The sequence below is a fragment of the Paraburkholderia hospita genome, assembly GCF_002902965.1.
Taxonomy (GTDB): domain Bacteria; phylum Pseudomonadota; class Gammaproteobacteria; order Burkholderiales; family Burkholderiaceae; genus Paraburkholderia; species Paraburkholderia hospita.
On sequence record NZ_CP026105.1, the window covers coordinates 3,363,647 to 3,379,587 of the forward strand.

15 protein-coding genes are annotated in these 15,941 nt (G+C 63.3%); 10 read left to right on the forward strand and 5 right to left on the reverse strand.

Features of this window, described 5'->3' with window-relative positions; genetic code table 11:
• Positions 1-6: 6 nt before the first annotated feature.
• Positions 7-579 (reverse strand): cytochrome b, encoded by a 573-nt coding sequence (locus C2L64_RS15180; RefSeq protein WP_090835937.1) that lies wholly within the window; start codon positions 577-579, stop codon positions 7-9.
• A 379-nt stretch (positions 580-958) separates the two neighbouring features.
• Between C2L64_RS15180 and C2L64_RS15185 the strand changes: the two genes are divergently transcribed.
• From C2L64_RS15185 to C2L64_RS15215, 7 genes are all read left to right on the forward strand, one after another.
• Positions 959-1,702 carry a paraquat-inducible protein A gene (locus tag C2L64_RS15185; protein ID WP_090835936.1) on the forward strand — a complete coding sequence of 248 codons (744 nt, stop codon included), beginning with the start codon at positions 959-961 and terminating at the stop codon, positions 1,700-1,702.
• Between the two features lie 7 nt (positions 1,703-1,709).
• The gene (locus C2L64_RS15190) at positions 1,710-2,384 is read left to right on the forward strand and encodes a paraquat-inducible protein A (RefSeq protein WP_090835943.1); all 675 of its coding nucleotides are present in this window, start codon (positions 1,710-1,712) and stop codon (positions 2,382-2,384) included.
• A complete protein-coding gene (locus C2L64_RS15195) occupies positions 2,381-4,018 on the forward strand; it encodes a PqiB family protein (RefSeq protein ID WP_079486925.1) in 1,638 nt (545 codons plus the stop codon). The genes C2L64_RS15190 and C2L64_RS15195 overlap by 4 nt, the downstream gene beginning before the upstream one ends.
• Entirely contained in the window at positions 4,015-4,722 is a 708-nt protein-coding gene (locus C2L64_RS15200) for a PqiC family protein (RefSeq protein WP_079486927.1), read from the forward strand. Before C2L64_RS15195 ends, C2L64_RS15200 begins: the two co-directional genes overlap by 4 nt.
• A 113-nt stretch (positions 4,723-4,835) precedes the next feature.
• Positions 4,836-6,113 (forward strand): THUMP domain-containing class I SAM-dependent RNA methyltransferase, encoded by a 1,278-nt coding sequence (locus tag C2L64_RS15205; RefSeq protein WP_090835935.1) that lies wholly within the window; start codon positions 4,836-4,838, stop codon positions 6,111-6,113.
• 178 nt (positions 6,114-6,291) lie between these two features.
• Positions 6,292-6,675 carry a VOC family protein gene (locus tag C2L64_RS15210; protein WP_007744596.1) on the forward strand — a complete coding sequence of 128 codons (384 nt, stop codon included), beginning with the start codon at positions 6,292-6,294 and terminating at the stop codon, positions 6,673-6,675.
• Positions 6,676-6,758: 83 nt separating this feature from the next.
• On the forward strand, positions 6,759-7,445 hold the full coding sequence (locus tag C2L64_RS15215; protein ID WP_090835934.1) for a helix-turn-helix transcriptional regulator: 687 nt from the start codon (positions 6,759-6,761) through the stop codon (positions 7,443-7,445).
• A gap of 393 nt (positions 7,446-7,838) precedes the next feature.
• On the opposite strand, the gene C2L64_RS15220 is transcribed toward C2L64_RS15215, so the two are convergent.
• From C2L64_RS15220 to C2L64_RS15230, 3 genes are all read right to left on the reverse strand, one after another.
• Positions 7,839-9,290, reverse strand: a complete 1,452-nt coding sequence (locus C2L64_RS15220) for an NAD(P)(+) transhydrogenase (Re/Si-specific) subunit beta (protein ID WP_007588623.1) — start codon at positions 9,288-9,290, stop codon at positions 7,839-7,841.
• Entirely contained in the window at positions 9,291-9,623 is a 333-nt protein-coding gene (locus C2L64_RS15225) for an NAD(P) transhydrogenase subunit alpha (protein WP_007588624.1), read from the reverse strand.
• A gap of 69 nt (positions 9,624-9,692) precedes the next feature.
• Entirely contained in the window at positions 9,693-10,835 is a 1,143-nt protein-coding gene (locus tag C2L64_RS15230; RefSeq protein ID WP_007588625.1) for a Re/Si-specific NAD(P)(+) transhydrogenase subunit alpha, read from the reverse strand.
• 288 nt (positions 10,836-11,123) lie between these two features.
• Between C2L64_RS15230 and C2L64_RS15235 the strand changes: the two genes are divergently transcribed.
• The 3 genes from C2L64_RS15235 to C2L64_RS15245 all read left to right on the forward strand — a co-directional run bounded on the left by C2L64_RS15235 (position 11,124) and on the right by C2L64_RS15245 (position 14,723).
• Entirely contained in the window at positions 11,124-11,621 is a 498-nt protein-coding gene (locus tag C2L64_RS15235; RefSeq protein WP_090835932.1) for an NUDIX hydrolase, read from the forward strand.
• Positions 11,622-11,664: 43 nt separating this feature from the next.
• Positions 11,665-12,816: a tRNA 2-thiouridine(34) synthase MnmA gene (gene mnmA / locus C2L64_RS15240; protein WP_090835931.1), complete on the forward strand. Its 1,152-nt coding sequence runs from the start codon at positions 11,665-11,667 to the stop codon at positions 12,814-12,816.
• 296 nt (positions 12,817-13,112) lie between these two features.
• Positions 13,113-14,723 (forward strand): FMN-binding glutamate synthase family protein, encoded by a 1,611-nt coding sequence (locus tag C2L64_RS15245; protein WP_090835930.1) that lies wholly within the window; start codon positions 13,113-13,115, stop codon positions 14,721-14,723.
• A gap of 373 nt (positions 14,724-15,096) precedes the next feature.
• On the opposite strand, the gene loiP is transcribed toward C2L64_RS15245, so the two are convergent.
• Positions 15,097-15,852: a metalloprotease LoiP gene (loiP, locus tag C2L64_RS15250; RefSeq protein ID WP_035538831.1), complete on the reverse strand. Its 756-nt coding sequence runs from the start codon at positions 15,850-15,852 to the stop codon at positions 15,097-15,099.
• Between the last annotated feature and the right edge of the window lie 89 nt (positions 15,853-15,941).

Below are 15,941 nucleotides of genomic sequence, written 5' to 3' on the forward strand. Positions count from 1 at the left end.
TTGTCCTTATTTGAGGAAAGGGATCATGCGCGACAACAGGCCGTCGCGATCGAAAATCTGATGCTTGAGCGCCGCCAGCACGTGCAACACGACCAGCACGAGCAGCGTGTAGTTCAGCGTGATGTGAACGGACTTCAACACTTCCTTCAGATGCGGATCGGGCGCGATCAGGCGCGGCAGCGGCACGAGCCCGAGATAGACGACGGGCACGTTCGCCGCGGAGCTGTACAGATAGCCCGACACAGGGATCACGACCATCAGCACGTACAACAGGAAGTGCGTGAGATGCGCGATGCCGCGCTGCCATTTGGGCATGTGCGAGGGCATCGGCGGCGTGGCATGCGTCGCGCGCCACAGAATGCGGATGATGACCAGCGCGAACACAGTCACGCCGATCCATTTATGCCACGAAAAGTATTTGAGCTTGGTCGGCGTGAAACCGGGGATGTCCGTCATCACCCAGCCGAGGGCGAATCCGCAGACGATCAGCAGCGCGATCAGCCAGTGCAGCGCGATGGCCATCGATGTGTATGACGAACCGCGCGCCGAAAACGAATGAAACGAAGAGGTATGTGCCATGACAGATCCGACGCCAACATGAAAGTTAAACGACCCGGGCGATGCCATTATTCCGCTCGCGTCCGGCATCGGCGCCAACGGTCTGCGCGGCGCTCATCGTACCGCAAGCGGCGGTAACTGGCTGACACCATTACGCGCGGCGCGGAACTTGCTGTTCCCGCTTGAACGGATGCGCACCGCATCTGTCGGACAAAGCCTACGACGGGCCGCCGATCGCTGCATCCGCCGTCCCGGCCGCAAGCACCCACCTGTACGGCGTCACCATGGCGAGCTTTGATACTATTGCCCCCGGGCCGTGACGTGCGAGTCACTTGCGCGGCAACAATCTGTAAGACACCGACCGCAACCACGACAACAACATCGTTTCCCGATTGCCTGCATGGAAAATGACCACCTGATTGCCTGTCACGAATGCGACGCGCTGTTCCAGAAGCCGCGCCTTGGACGCGGGCGGATTGCGCGCTGCCAGCGGTGCGGCGCGATGCTGTACTGGAGCGCATCGGGTCGGCTGGACGGCATCACGGCGATGACGGTCGCCGCGCTGATCACGTTCCTGATCGCGCAGGGCTTCCCCATCGTCGAGCTGGAGACCAACGGCATCACGTCGCAGACGAGTCTGCTCGGCGCCATTGTCGCGCTGTGGGACGAAAACATGCAGGTCGTCGCCATCATGGTGTTCTGCTCGACCACGCTCTTTCCGCTCACCGAACTGCTCGCGCTGCTCTATCTTCTGCTGCCGATCCGCGCGGGCTATCTGCCGCCGCTCTTCAACCAGGTGCTGCGCGCGATTCAATTCGTGCGCCCGTGGGGCATGATCGAAGTCTTCATGCTCGGCGTGCTGGTGACGATCGTGAAAATGGTGAGCATCGCGCGCGTGATTCCCGAAGCCGCGATGTTCGCGTTCGGCGCGCTCACGCTGATGTTCGTCGTGGTCGTCACGTTCGACCCGCGCACGCTGTGGGATGTTGCCGAAACCCTCGGCGTGCTGCAGGCGCGGCGTGAACGGCACGCACGCGAAGACGAAGCGCGCGACGACATGGATGGCGGCACGCCCGACGGTCGAGACGATCGCGCGGCAGGCGCACCGGACGTCGATGGTTCGGCCGCACCGCACCGGGGATGACGGGCCGATGAAATACACCACGGCCTCGCGCGCCGGTCTGGTCGCCTGTCACGCGTGCTCGCGCGTTCAGCCGCGCATGCGCGTCAAAGAGCAACGCTGCACGCGCTGCGGCGCGGTCCTGCACCGTCGCACCCCCGACAGCCTGATGCGCACCTGGGCGCTGCTGATCGCAGCCGCCGTGCTCTACATCCCCGCGAACCTGCTGCCCGTGCTGCACACGGCCTCGCTGGTCGGCACGGAGGACGACACGATCATGAGCGGTGTCGTCTACTTCTGGACCTCGGGCGACTGGCCGCTGGCGATCATCGTGTTCGTCGCGAGCATTCTCGTGCCGATGCTCAAGCTCACGGTGCTCGTGCTGCTGACCATCACCGCGCAACGCCACTCGACATGGCGGCCGCTCGAACGCACCAAGCTGTACCGGATCGTCGAGCGCATCGGCCGCTGGTCGATGCTCGACATTTTCGTCATCACGCTGACGGTCGCGCTGGTGCGCTTCAAGTCGCTGGCCGTCATCACGGCGGGACCGGGCGCGCTCGCGTTCGGCTCGGTCGTGATTCTCACAATGATCGCCTCGATGCAATTCGATCCACGCCTGATCTGGGACGACGTGGACAAAGAACCTGGCGACGCCGCCCCAAACAAGCCGAAAAGCCGTAAAACCTCAGGACCCGAAACATGAATAGCCCTCAAGCGCCGACGCCACCTTCCGGCCCGCCGAAGAACGACCCCGTGCCCGAGCCCGAGATCGTCACGAAACGGGGTTGGCTGCCTTCGCTCGTCTGGGTGATTCCGCTGATCGCGGCGCTGATCGGCGTCGGGCTGGTCGTGAAGTCGGTGCTCGAGAAAGGGCCGACCATCAACATCAGCTTCATCAGCGCGGAAGGGCTCGAGCCCGGCAAGACCAAGGTCAAGTACAAGGACGTCGACATCGGCTTCGTGAAGGCAATCAAGCTCGCGAAGAACCACTCGCGCGTGAACGTCGAAGTGCAGTTGACGAAGGAAGCCGAAGACTTCGCGGTGAAGGACAGCCGTTTCTGGGTCGTGCGTCCGCGCATCGGCGCAAGCGGCGTGTCGGGGCTCGGCACCTTGCTGTCGGGCGCGTATATCGGCGTGGACGGCGGACGCTCGACGGAAACGCAGACGCAGTTCGTCGGCCTCGAATCGCCGCCCGCCGTCACCGTCGACCAGAAGGGCCATCAGTTCACGCTGCGCGGTGAATCGCTGGGTTCGATCGATATCGGCTCGCCAGTGTTCTACCGGCGCGTGCAGGTCGGCCAGGTGACGGGCTTCTCGCTCGATAAGGACGGCACGGGCGTCACCGTGCAGGTGTTCGTCAGCGCGCCGTTCGACCAGTATGTGGGCACGAACTCGCGCTGGTGGCATGCGAGCGGCGTCGACGTGCGGCTCGATTCGAGCGGTTTCAAGCTGAACACGCAGTCGCTCGCGACGGTTATCGTCGGCGGGCTGGCGTTCCAGTCGCCGCCCGGCCAGGCCGTCGGCGTGCAGGCGCCGAACAACATGACGTTCCGCCTCGGCTCGGACGAAGTCGACGCGATGCGCGAGCCCGACGGCGAGCCGGTGCACGTCGTGATGAACTTCAACCAGTCGCTGCGCGGGCTGTCCGTCGGCGCGCCCGTCGACTTCCGCGGCATCGTGCTTGGCCAGGTGACGAACATCGGCGTCGAATACGATCCGCAGACGAAGAACTTCAACATGCCCGTCACGATGGATCTCTACCCGGACCGCCTGCGTCGCCGCTCGCGCGGTCAGCCGGTGCCCGACACGGGTAGCGAGGACAGCCACCGTATGCTGCTCGCGCTCGTCAACCACGGCCTGCGCGGCCAGTTGCGCACAGGGAATCTGCTAACGGGCCAGTTGTACGTCGCGATCGATCTGTTCGCGAAGGCGCCGAAAGCAACCGTGGACGTCACGCGCGACCCGATCGAACTGCCGACGATCCCGAACTCGCTCGACGAACTGCAACTGCAGATCGCCGATATCGCGAAGAAGCTCGATCAGGTGCCGTTCGACCAGATCGGCAACAACCTGAACGCCGCCCTGAAAAACGCCGACCACCTGTTCACGCAGCTCGACAAGGAAGTGCTGCCTCAGACGCGCGACACGCTCGCGGCCGCGAAACAAACGTTCGGCTCGGCGGAAGCGACGCTGCAGCAGGACTCGCCGCTGCAATCCGACGTGCATCAGGCGCTGCAGGAACTGACGCGCACGCTGCAGTCGCTGAATGCGCTGTCGGACTACCTCGAACGCCACCCCGAATCGTTGCTGCGCGGTAAATCAGGAGACAAGCCATGACGTTTGCACGCGTCCCCCGAACGATGCGCGCCGCCGCGCTTTCTGCCCTGCTGATTGCCGCGCTGGCTGCGTGTTCGTCGCCGCCGAGCCACTTCTACACGCTCTCCGCAGGCGACCAGTCGCCGGATGCCGTGCGCACCGCAAGCAACCCGGCGTTCCTGATCGAAGTGCCGCCTGTCGACGTGCCACCGCAAGTGGCGAAAAACCAGTTCGTCGTGCAGACAGGACCGACCCAGGTGCAGGTGCTCGAACAGGAACGCTGGGCGTCGCTGCCGGGCGACGAGATCCGCCGCGCGCTGTCCAGTTCGCTGACGCAGCAGTTGGGCACGATCGACGTATATGGCTCGCCGTATCCGGACCGCGTGCCCGTCTATCGCGTCAGCGTGAACGTGCAGCGCTTCGAGTCGTGGCCCGGCTCGCGCGCGCAGATCGACGCGGTGTGGAGCGTGCGCGCCGTGCGCACGCAGGCCGTGCTGACTTGCCGCAGTGTGGTCAGCGAGCCTGTTTCGGGCGGCTACGATGCGCTTGCCGAAGGGCATCGGCGTGCGGTCCAGCGGATTGCGACGGAGATCGCGGCGGCCGTGCGCAATCTCGCGGCGGCCCCGGCGCGCGGCGCGGCTGTGACGTGTCCGGCATCGACCTCGGGGCCGTCCGCTGCCCCGTCAACCGCGCCGTCAGCCTCGAATACGGCAACGAAGGGCTGACGGACGTAGGCCCGCGCGGGTAGCGCATCGCGCCCGTGCGCGATACTTGCCGCGAGGCACGGCGAGGCGACCGCGTACAATGTCGCCTTAATCAACGCCATGCGGCAATCTCCATGTCCTTCGAATTTTTCATTCCCTGCCCGCGCGGCCTCGAAGCCGCGCTCGCCGCCGAACTCGCCGAGATCGCCGCGCGTCATCTGAACGGTGCGCCGTTCGCGGCTGGCGCGCAGGTGCCCGGCGGCGTGCACTTCAAGGGCGGCTGGGCAGCCGGCATGGCCGCCAACCTGCATTCGCGGATCGCGAGCCGTGTGCTGCTGAAGATCGCGCATCGTCCGTATCGCAACGAGCAGGACATTTACGGCCTCGCGCTCGAGCAGAGCTGGGAGCAGTGGTTCTCGGCAAACGAGACGCTGCGCGTAGACGTCACCGCGATCAAGTCGCCGCTGCACAGCCTCGAATTCGCGACGCTGCGCGTGAAGGACGCCATTTGCGACCGTCTGCGCGACAAGACGGGCGCGCGTCCGAGCATCGACACGGGCTCGCCCGACGCACGCGTGTTCGCGTTCCTGACGGCCACCGACTGCACGCTTTATCTCGACACCTCCGGCGAGCCGCTCTTCAAGCGCGGCTGGCGCCTGGACAAGGGCGCGGCGCCGCTGCGCGAGAATCTCGCGGCGGGCATCCTGCGGCTGACGGGCTGGACGCCCGGCACGCCTTTGTATGACCCGATGTGCGGCAGCGGCACGTTCCTCGCGGAAGCGGCTCAGGTCGCGCTGAACATTGCGCCGGGCGTCGAACGGCGCTTCGGCTTCGAGAAGTTCAAGCAGTACGACGTGTCGGCATGGCAGACGCTGAAAGTCGCCGCGCAGGACGCGAAGCGTGCGGCACGCACGGGCCGCGGCGATCTGCTGATCTTTGGCAGCGATATTTCCGACAATATGCTCCAGAAGGCGCGCGCGAACTTCGAACGTGCTGGTTTTCCGGCGCTGCCGTTGAAGCAGATCGATGCGCGCAACATGATGCCGCCTGCGGGCGAAGCGGGCATTCTCGTTGCGAATCCGCCTTACGGCGAGCGGATCGAAGTGCGAGGTCCACGGGGCGAGATTCGCAATACTGGGCGCGAAGAAGGCGGCTTCCGTCGCGTGGAGAGCGAAGAAGCGCCCGACATGACGGAGTTCTTCCAGTCGTTCGGGGATGCGCTGAAGAAGCGCTTTACCGGGTGGCATGCGTTTGTGCTGACGTCGGATCGGAAGCTGCCGGGGCAAATGCGGTTGCGGGAGTCAACAAAGACGCCGTTGTTCAATGGCGCGCTCGAATGCCGGCTGTTCCGCTTTGATCTGATTGCGGGCAGCGTCAGGCAAAGGCCGGCGGCGGATGGGCCGAAGGAGTAAGCGGCGAGTTTTTCGATTGCCGGTCGCAAGAGAAGCGGGCTCAACGCCCGCTTTTTTGTTGTTCGCGTTTCTGATTTCCTCAACGCTACTGACAGAACGCTGTCAGTAGCCCGCCCGCACACTTCTCCTACGCCATCCGGCGACACACACGGCTCACCGCCATCAACAGGAGAACGTCATGTCAGCACAAATCAATCGCGCTATTGCCTGGTTCGAGATTCCTTCCGTCGATTTCGAACGCGCCGTCCGCTTCTACGAGGCCGCGCTCGATACGAAACTACGCCGCGAAGATTTCGGCATGCCAATGGCCGTCTTCAGTTACGACGAGCCGTCGACGGGCGGCTGCATCGTGCAGAGCCCGACGCTCGAACCGTCGCAGACGGGTTCGCTCGTATATCTGGACGCGCGCCCGACCGTCAACGCGACGCTCGAACGCGTGAAGCGCGCTGGCGGCAAGGTCGAAGGCCCCGCCGTGCAGTTGCCGCACGATATCGGTTGGATTGGCTTTTTCACCGACACCGAAGGCAATCGTATCGGCCTGCATTCGAAGACCAACGAGTGAAGTGACGCGCAACGCGGCGGGAGTGCGTCGTGCGGCGCTATCATCGCGGGAGATTCCCCGTCTATTTCCGGGAGACCCCCACGATGACGCGTCGCGCCGACCGCCTGTTCCAGATCGCCGAACTGTTGCGCGGCCGGCGGCTCACGACCGCGCAGCAACTTGCCGATTGGCTGCACGTGTCGCTGCGCACCGTGTATCGCGATGTGCAGGATTTGCAGTTGTCGGGCGTGCCGATTGAAGGGGAACCGGGCATTGGTTATCGCTTGAGCCGCAGCGCGAGTTTGCCGCCGCTCACCTTCACGGCCGAAGAACTGACGGCGCTCGCTGCCGGCGCGCGGATGCTCGAATCATGGGGCGGCGAGAGTATGGCGGCGGGTGCGCGCGGAGCGCTGGCGAAGATTGCTTCGGCTATGCCCGCTGACAAGCGGGCCACTATTGATAGGCTGGCGTTCTTTGCGCCGTCGTTTCATGTCGATGGGAATGTGTCGGTGATTGTCGATACGCTGCATCGCGCGATTGATTCGCGGCGTGTTGTCAGCTTTGCGTATCTAGACAAGAACGGCGCCGCGACACAGCGGCGTGTGTGGCCGCTTGCACTCGCTTACTGGGGGGCGAGGTTTACGCTTGGCGCGTGGTGCGAATTGCGGGGGGATTTTCGACATTTCGCGCTTACGAATATTGACCAGCTTGATGTGCTGGAGCCATTTCCTGATGTCGAGGGGAGGCGGCTTGCGGATTTTATGCGGAGTATTGGGGTGAGGCCTCGGTAAGGGCCTTCGCGGCGCGGTCGATGCCTTTCGGTGCTCTGTCTTTGCAGTGGCAGTTGCGTGGCGCCTTTTGCGGCGCGGGCGTTCTGGTTTGTGGTTTCGGTTGCGTTCGCAATTTGGTTGGTGTTTCTGGCTTTTGTGCGGGCATTCCGCACTTTGCCTTCGTGCTTCATGCGCCTCCGTTTGGTGTTTTGGCCTTTGCGCTGGCATCCGCGTTATGCCTTCGTGCTTCAAGCGTCGCCCCTGTGCGGGGCGACGCCTGAACGGCAAACACCGTAGCGCGGATGCCCGCGAAAAAGCCAGAACCACCAAGCAAACCGCGAACGCACCCAAGACCAGAAACGCCCGCGCCGCGAAGGCGCAAAAAAACAAAGCGCCTCCGCGTGAAGCCCAACCTCAATCGACGGACTTGACCATATCCTCAATCACCTTCTTCGCATCCCCAAACACCATCATGGTCTTGTCCATATAGAACAGGTCATTATCAAGCCCGGCATACCCCGCCGCCATCGATCGCTTATTCACGATGACAGTCCGGGCCTTATAGGCCTCAATAATGGGCATACCAGCGATCGGCGACTTCGGATCGGTCTTGGCCGCAGGATTGACAACGTCATTCGCACCAAGCACGAGCACCACATCGACCTGGCCAAACTCGCCATTGATGTCCTCCATCTCATGGACGATCTCATACGGCACTTCGGCTTCCGCCAACAGCACATTCATATGCCCAGGCATACGCCCAGCAACAGGGTGAATCGCATACTTCACATCCACGCCCTTCTCGATCAGCACATCGGTCAGCTCCTTCAGCGCATGTTGAGCGCGCGCCACGGCAAGACCATACCCCGGCACGATGACAACGGTTTCGGCATTGCCAAGCATGAACGACGCATCTTCCGCCGACCCCGACTTCACAGGCCGCTGTTCCGCCGAGCCACCCACCGTCGCCGCGCTCGCTTCACCGCCGAAGCCGCCCAGAATCACGTTGAAGAACGAGCGGTTCATCGCCTTGCACATGATGTACGACAGAATCGCACCCGACGAACCCACCAGCGACCCGGCAATGATCAGCATCGCGTTGTTCAGCGAGAAGCCGATGCCCGCCGCCGCCCAGCCCGAGTACGAGTTCAGCATCGACACGACGACAGGCATGTCCGCGCCGCCGATCGGGATGATGATCAGCACGCCCAGTGCAAACGCGATCAACGTCATGATGATGAACGGCAGCCACGATTGCGTGAGGAAGAAGATCACGCCGAAGCCGACCATCGCGATTGCGAGCAGCAGGTTGATCAGATGCTGACCGGGATAAACGACAGGCGCGCCCTGGAAGAGCCGGAACTTGTACTTGCCCGACAGCTTGCCGAACGCGATCACCGAACCGCTAAACGTAATCGCGCCGACGAACGTGCCAATGAACAGCTCGATCCGGTTGCCGTACGGCAGGAAGCCCGGAATGCCTTCCTCGGCGCCGAGGCCGAACGCAGCCGGTTCCGACACCACCGCGTACGCGATACACACGGCCGCCATACCGATCAGCGAGTGCATCGCCGCGACCAGTTCAGGCATCTTCGTCATCTCGACGCGCGCGGCGACGAACGCGCCGATCCCGCCACCGACAACCAGCGCAACGAACACCAGCGAAAGACCCAGCGACAGATTCGAGCCGAGCACGGCCGCCTGCTTCGAGATCAACGCGACGGTCGTGAGAATGGCGATCGCCATGCCGATCATGCCGAACATGTTGCCCGTGCGCGCGGTCTTCGGATTGGACAGCCCCTTGAGCGCCTGGATGAAGCAGACGGAGGCGATCAGATAAAGGAGCGTAACGACGTTGAGGCTCATTTACGCACCCTCCTTCAAACCGCCCGGAGCCGCGATCTTCTTCGGCTCCTTCTTCTTGAACATCTCCAGCATTCGCCTCGTGACGAGGAACCCGCCGAACACATTCACCGCTGCAAGCGCGACGGCAACCGTGCCGAAGAACTTGCCCGTGCCGCCGACCGTGAGGCCCGCTGCGAGCATCGCGCCGACAATGACAATGGCCGAAATCGCATTCGTCACGGCCATCAGCGGCGTATGCAGCGCCGGTGTCACGTTCCAGACAACGTGGTAGCCGACGTAGATCGCCAGCACGAAAATGATCAGGTTGATCACGGTATGGTTGATGACTTCCATTCCCTTTCTCCTCTGTCGACCAGAGTTGGCGCTTTAGCGCCTTACTCTGGTCCCATGCACGTTAGTGCGCTATGCCTTGCGCGCGACTTCGCCGTCGCGTGCCACCAGCGTGGCCGCGACGATGTCGTCTGCGAGATCGATATTGAGCGTGCCTTCCTTCGTGATGATCAGCTTCATGAAGTCGAGCAGATTGCGTGCGTACAGTGCCGAAGCGTCCGACGCAACCATCGACGCGAGGTTCGTATACCCCGCGATCGTCACGCCATGCTTGACGACGACCTTGTCGGCTTCCGTCAGCGGACAGTTGCCGCCACGCTGCCCTTCGTACTCGGGGCCGCGTCCCGCAGCGAGGTCGACGAGTACCGTGCCTGGTTTCATCGCCTGCACGGTTTCGACGGAGATCAAGGTCGGCGCGGCACGCCCGGGAATCAGCGCGGTGGAGATCACGATGTCGGCCTGCTTCGCCCGCTCGTGAACCAGCGCAGACTGGCGCGCGAGCCACGAGGGCGGCATCGGCCGCGCGTAGCCGCCGACGCCAACGGCCGCTTCGCGTTCCTCATCGGTTTCGTAAGGCACATCGAGGAATTTGCCGCCCAGCGATTCGATCTGCTCCTTCACGGCAGGACGAACGTCCGACGCTTCGATCACGGCACCGAGGCGCTTCGCGGTCGCGATCGCCTGCAAGCCGGCGACGCCCGCGCCGAGAATCAGCACACGCGCCGCTTTCACGGTGCCTGCCGCCGTCATCAGCATCGGCATGAAGCGCGGGTAAAGATCGGCGGCGAGCAATACCGCTTTGTAGCCCGCAATGTTGGCTTGAGACGACAGTACGTCGAGGCTTTGAGCACGCGTCGTGCGTGGCGCGGCTTCGAGCGCGAACGCAGTTATGCCTGCGGCTGCAAGCTTTGATGCGTTCTCGGCATTAAACGGCTCCAGCATGCCGACCAGCACCGCGCCTCGTTTAAGAAGCGGGAGTTCTGAATCGGTGGGGCTTTGAACCTTGAGAACGATCTCTGCGCCGAACGCGGTTGGCGCATCGACGAGTTCTGCGCCCGCAGCTGCGTACGCGTCGTCCAGATAGCTCGCGGCCGTTCCTGCGCCGCTCTGTACGGTAACCCTGTGGCCCTGCGACACGTACTTCTTGACCGTCTCGGGCGTCGCGGCGACGCGTGTTTCGTACGGCCGCGTCTCGGCTGGCACTCCGATGTGCATCGTGAATCCTCCTCGACCATCCTGTTATGAAAATCTGGAATCGCCGACGAAGGGCAACGCCGGCAATGCAAAAGGCAAGTGCAACGGCTACGCACGGCTGGGGCTTCAGCCACGAGGTCCACTTTAACCGAAACCTAGGGGCGGATCGAAATTGGTAACGATCCCGGTATTCAGGAACACGATCCTTGTGTCTTTCCGTGCCTTTTGCATCGATATGTGCTAGAGCGAGGCGGTCCATTCTTCGCAGGCGCCGGCAAGCCCAGGCCATAAACGGTAAAATGCCGTCCCATGAAACCGGAAACTTGGGCTCCGCATGTCACGGTGGCGGCCGTCGTCGAACGCGATGGGCGTTTCCTGCTGGTCGAAGAACATACGCCCGCCGGGCTGCGACTGAACCAGCCCGCTGGGCATCTGGAAGCGGGCGAGACGTTGACGCAAGCCGTCATCCGCGAAACGCTCGAAGAGACGGCGCATGCCTTCGTGCCCGCGGCGCTGGTCGGCGTCTACATGACGCATTTCAGCCGGCCCGACACCGTCGATGGCCCGCAGGATGGCGTCACGTATCTGCGCTTCACGTATTGCGGCTCGACGGCTAGCGAACCTCCAGAGGCCCGCGCGCTCGATCCCGATATCGTCCGCACCGTCTGGATGGGCGCTGACGAATTGCGCACGTGCCCCGAGCGGCATCGCACGCCGCTCGTGATGCAATGTATCGACGATTACCTCGCAGGCCGGCGTTTCCCGCTCGACTTCGTGCAAACGCATTCGGTCGGGCCCTCCCGATAGAACGCGTGCTTCGGCACGACAAAGAGCAGTCAGGCAGAGTCACATGAGCAAACAGAAAGTGGTGGTAGGCATGTCGGGCGGCGTCGATTCGTCCGTCACGGCATGGCTGCTGAAGGAACAGGGTTACGAAGTCGTCGGCCTCTTCATGAAGAACTGGGAAGACGACGACGACAGCGAATACTGTTCGACGCGTCAGGACTGGATCGACGTCGTCTCCGTCGCGGATCTGATCGGCATCGACGTCGAAGCGGTGAACTTCGCGGCGGAATACAAGGACCGCGTGTTCGCCGAATTCCTGCGCGAATATTCGGCGGGCCGCACGCCGAACCCGGACGTGCTGTGCAATGCCGAGATCAAGTTCAAGGCGTTCCTCGATCACGCGATGTCGCTCGGCGCGGAAACCATCGCGACGGGCCACTACGCGCGCGTGCGCGAAATCGACGGGCGTTTCGAACTGCTGAAGGCGTTCGATCACACGAAGGACCAGTCGTACTTCCTGCATCGCCTGAATCAGGCGCAACTGTCGAAGACGCTGTTCCCGCTCGGCGAAATCCCGAAGACGAAAGTGCGCGAGATCGCCGAGCAGATCGGCCTGCCGAACGCGAAGAAGAAGGACTCGACGGGCATCTGCTTTATCGGCGAACGGCCGTTCCGCGACTTCCTGAACCGCTATCTGCCAACCAAGCCGGGCCCGATGAAAACCACCGAAGGCAAGCCGGTCGGCGAGCACATCGGCCTCGCGTTTTACACGTTCGGGCAGCGCAAGGGCATTGGTCTTGGCGGCAGCAAGGACGGCAGCGGCGAGCCGTGGTTCGTCGCGGGCAAGGACATCGCGTCGAACACGCTGTATGTTGCGCAGGGCCACGATCATCCGTGGCTGCTGAGCCATACGCTGACGGCGGGCAACACGAGCTGGGTCGCGGGCCACGCGCCCGAGGCAGGCCATGCGTGCGCGGCGAAGACGCGCTATCGCCAGGCCGATGCGGCGTGCACGTTCGGCGCTGCCGACGGCGCCGACAAGAACGCGCTCTTTTCCCTTCATTTCGCCGAGGCCCAATGGGCTGTCACACCGGGGCAATCGGCCGTGCTCTACGATGGCGACGTGTGCCTCGGCGGCGGCATCATCGAGCACGCGGCGACCGCGCAGCCGGTCGTCCGCCAGCCTCAGAAAGCGGCGCTGCTGACGGCGCGCTGAGCCCCGCTGGGAAAGGCTCGCGGACACGATCCGCAAGCTTTTCCCGCAGACATCGCTGCACTGATTCCCGCTTCGTTGTATCTTCCGGGCGACGGTTGTCCTGCCGCCCGCGTTTCGGCGCGCTCACGGTTCGCTTCATGTTCCGTGAAATGCGCCGTTAACTGAGCAAAAACAACCCGCCGTACCGTTCGCAGCGCGATCCATCCCCACGGACGCCCGCTGTTTTCACGAGAAGACCCCGACGCCCTCCGCGCCGGATGCTTCCGCTGCGATGAATTCACCGCAATGGAGTTGTCATGTTTTCTCGACGTTATCTGGCGATGTGGGGTGCCATCCTGCTGCTCGCGGCCTGCGCCGCGCTCGCGGCAACCGGTCACATCGCATGGCTGTGGATCATCGTGCCCGTGCTGCTGGTCGCGCTCGGCGCCTACGATCTGACGCAGGAGCGCCACGCGATCCTGCGCAACTATCCGCTGTGGGGGCATTTCCGCTTCCTGTTCGAATTCATCCGGCCTGAGATTCGCCAGTATTTCGTCGAAGACGACACGGAAGAAAAGCCGTTCTCGCGCGCGCAACGCAGCATCGTCTATCAGCGCGCGAAGAATGAAGTGGACAGCCGCCCTTACGGCACGGAAATCGACGTGAAGGCGACGGGCCACGAATTCATCAGCCATTCGCTCGTGCCGACGAAGCTCGACGGCCACGACTTTCGTGTGGTCGTCGGGGCGAACCGCGCACAGCCGTATTCGATGTCGATCTTCAACATCTCCGCGATGAGCTTCGGCTCGCTGTCGGCAAACGCGATTCTCGCGCTGAACCTCGGCGCGAAGAAAGGCAACTTCGCGCACGACACGGGCGAAGGCTCGATGTCGAAGTATCACCGCGAGCATGGCGGCGACATCATCTGGGAAATCGCGTCGGGCTACTTCGGCTGCCGCAACGACGACGGCACGTTCAACGCCGACAGGTTCGCGAAGCAGGCGAGTGAGCCACAAGTGAAGATGATCGAGGTGAAGCTGTCGCAAGGCGCGAAGCCGGGTCACGGCGGCGTGCTGCCCGCCGCGAAGATCACGCCGGAAATTTCGGAAACGCGCGGCGTGCCGATGGGCCGCGACTGCATCTCGCCCGCTACGCACTCCGAATTCTCGACGCCGCGTGAGCTGCTCGAATTCGTCGAGCGTCTGCGCAACCTGTCGGGCGGCAAGCCGACGGGGTTCAAGCTGTGCATCGGGCATCCGTGGGAATTCTTCGGCATCGCCAAGGCGATGCTGGAAACGGGCATCCTGCCGGACTTCATCGTCGTGGACGGCGCGGAAGGCGGCACGGGCGCGGCGCCGCTCGAATTCACCGATCACATCGGCGTGCCGCTGCAGGAAGGGCTGGTGCTCGTGCACAACACGCTGGTCGGCGTCGGACTGCGCGACAAGATTCGCATCGGCGCGAGCGGCAAGATGATCACGGCTTTCGATATCGCGAAGACGCTGGCCATCGGCGCCGACTGGGTGAACGCGGCGCGCGGCTTCATGTTCGCGGTCGGCTGCATTCAGGCGCAGACGTGCCACACGGGCCGCTGTCCGACAGGCGTTGCGACGCAGGACCCGGTGCGCCAGCGCGCGCTGATCGTCACCGACAAATCGGACCGCGTGTTCAACTTCCATCACAACACGCTGCATGCACTGCAGGAGATCATCCAGGCTGCGGGTCTGCGCCATCCCGCCGATCTGCGCGCGCATCACATCGTGCGGCGCGTGTCGTCGTATGAAGTGCGGTTGATGTCGGATCTGCTGAAGTATCTCGAACCCGGCGATCTGCTGGTTGGGCAGTATCGCTATACGCTGTATGAGAAATGGTGGCCCGTGGCGCGCAGCGATTCGTTCGCGCCGGAACTCGAGCCGGTTGTTGCGTGACGTTTTTTTAGCGGGCATCCGCGGTTTGCTTCGGGTTTGCTAGTGTTGCCCCCGTGCGGGGCAGCACTTACTTTTGGTTGTCTGCGACGCTGGGTTGTTTGCCCGTGTTTTCGCTGGCATCCGCGTTACGGTGCTTGATGTTCAGGCGTCGCCCCTGTGCGGGGCGGCACTTACCTTTGGTTGTCTGCGACGCTGGGTTGTTTGCCCGTGTTTTCGCTGGCATCCGCGTTACGGTGTTTACCATTCAGGCGTCGCCCCTGTGCGGGGCGACGCGTGAAGCACGAAGGCAAAGCGCGAAGGCAAAGCGCGGATGCCAGCGCAAACACCAGCAAACCACCCCGCCTGCGCAAGCAAAAACAAATCCCCGATCCGGTTACTGATTCGCAGCAATCCGTTGCTGGATATGTTGTGCCCGCGCCGCCGACGCCGGATGCGAACTCAACATGCTCGACTTGCCACCATCAAGCTTCGCCAGCTTGTTGAACGCAGTGACGAGGCCAGCCGGGTCCTGGCCTTTCTTCTTCTGGATATCGAACGAATAATCGTCCGCCGCCGATTCCTGCGTTTGCGAGAACTGCGCGTTGATCAGCTTCTCGGAGAAATCGCCAAGTTGCGACGACGAGATCGCGGCCGTGACGCCGCCCGTCGACGACGCCACCGAGCGCAGCGCCGACGTCGCATACGCGACCTGCATCGCCTTCTTCGTGTGGCCAAGCGCGACGTGCCCCATCTCGTGACCGACCACGCCGCGCACTTCGTCGTCCGTCATCATGTCCATCAGACCGCTATAGACGCGCACGCAGCCGTTCGCCATCGCCCACGCGTTGACGTCCTTCGTGAGGTAGACCTTGTAGTTGACGGGCACGCCATTGATGTTGTCGCCGAGCTGCGCGGCGATCTTGTTCAGGCGCTTCGTGTACGGGCTGCTAGCGGGCGCGATCTTGTTTTCCGCGTCGAGCTGCGCGCACGATTTGTCGGACAGCGTGCGCACGTCGGTGTCGGTGAGCGACGCAGCCTGCACGGCCTGCGTGCCGGACTGAACGAGGGTGTTGGGATCGAGGCTCATCCCCGAACAGGCAGCGAGCACACCGCACGCGGCGGCGGCGAGAGCAACGCGGATCGCTTTCATGACGAACGTCCCTTTGACGATGTGATCGATGGTCGTGCGAGGGCGCGGGCGCCCTGCCTGATACCGCGAACGCACGCAAACGAACGCGC

Excerpts from the sequence above, each read along its gene's own strand:
- C2L64_RS15205 (WP_090835935.1), top strand. The coding sequence starts at position 4,836 with ATGTCCTTCGAATTTTTCATTCCCTGCCCGCGCGGCCTCGAAGCCGCG.
- C2L64_RS15245 (WP_090835930.1), top strand. The coding sequence starts at position 13,113 with ATGTTTTCTCGACGTTATCTGGCGATGTGGGGTGCCATCCTGCTGCTC.
- mnmA (WP_090835931.1), top strand. The coding sequence starts at position 11,665 with ATGAGCAAACAGAAAGTGGTGGTAGGCATGTCGGGCGGCGTCGATTCG.
- C2L64_RS15230 (WP_007588625.1), bottom strand. The coding sequence starts at position 10,835 with ATGCACATCGGAGTGCCAGCCGAGACGCGGCCGTACGAAACACGCGTC.
- C2L64_RS15185 (WP_090835936.1), top strand. The coding sequence starts at position 959 with ATGGAAAATGACCACCTGATTGCCTGTCACGAATGCGACGCGCTGTTC.
- C2L64_RS15225 (WP_007588624.1), bottom strand. The coding sequence starts at position 9,623 with ATGGAAGTCATCAACCATACCGTGATCAACCTGATCATTTTCGTGCTG.
- C2L64_RS15195 (WP_079486925.1), top strand. The coding sequence starts at position 2,381 with ATGAATAGCCCTCAAGCGCCGACGCCACCTTCCGGCCCGCCGAAGAAC.
- C2L64_RS15215 (WP_090835934.1), top strand. The coding sequence starts at position 6,759 with ATGACGCGTCGCGCCGACCGCCTGTTCCAGATCGCCGAACTGTTGCGC.
- C2L64_RS15180 (WP_090835937.1), bottom strand. The coding sequence starts at position 579 with ATGGCACATACCTCTTCGTTTCATTCGTTTTCGGCGCGCGGTTCGTCA.
- C2L64_RS15190 (WP_090835943.1), top strand. The coding sequence starts at position 1,710 with ATGAAATACACCACGGCCTCGCGCGCCGGTCTGGTCGCCTGTCACGCG.
- C2L64_RS15235 (WP_090835932.1), top strand. The coding sequence starts at position 11,124 with ATGAAACCGGAAACTTGGGCTCCGCATGTCACGGTGGCGGCCGTCGTC.
- loiP (WP_035538831.1), bottom strand. The coding sequence starts at position 15,852 with ATGAAAGCGATCCGCGTTGCTCTCGCCGCCGCCGCGTGCGGTGTGCTC.
- C2L64_RS15200 (WP_079486927.1), top strand. The coding sequence starts at position 4,015 with ATGACGTTTGCACGCGTCCCCCGAACGATGCGCGCCGCCGCGCTTTCT.
- C2L64_RS15220 (WP_007588623.1), bottom strand. The coding sequence starts at position 9,290 with ATGAGCCTCAACGTCGTTACGCTCCTTTATCTGATCGCCTCCGTCTGC.
- C2L64_RS15210 (WP_007744596.1), top strand. The coding sequence starts at position 6,292 with ATGTCAGCACAAATCAATCGCGCTATTGCCTGGTTCGAGATTCCTTCC.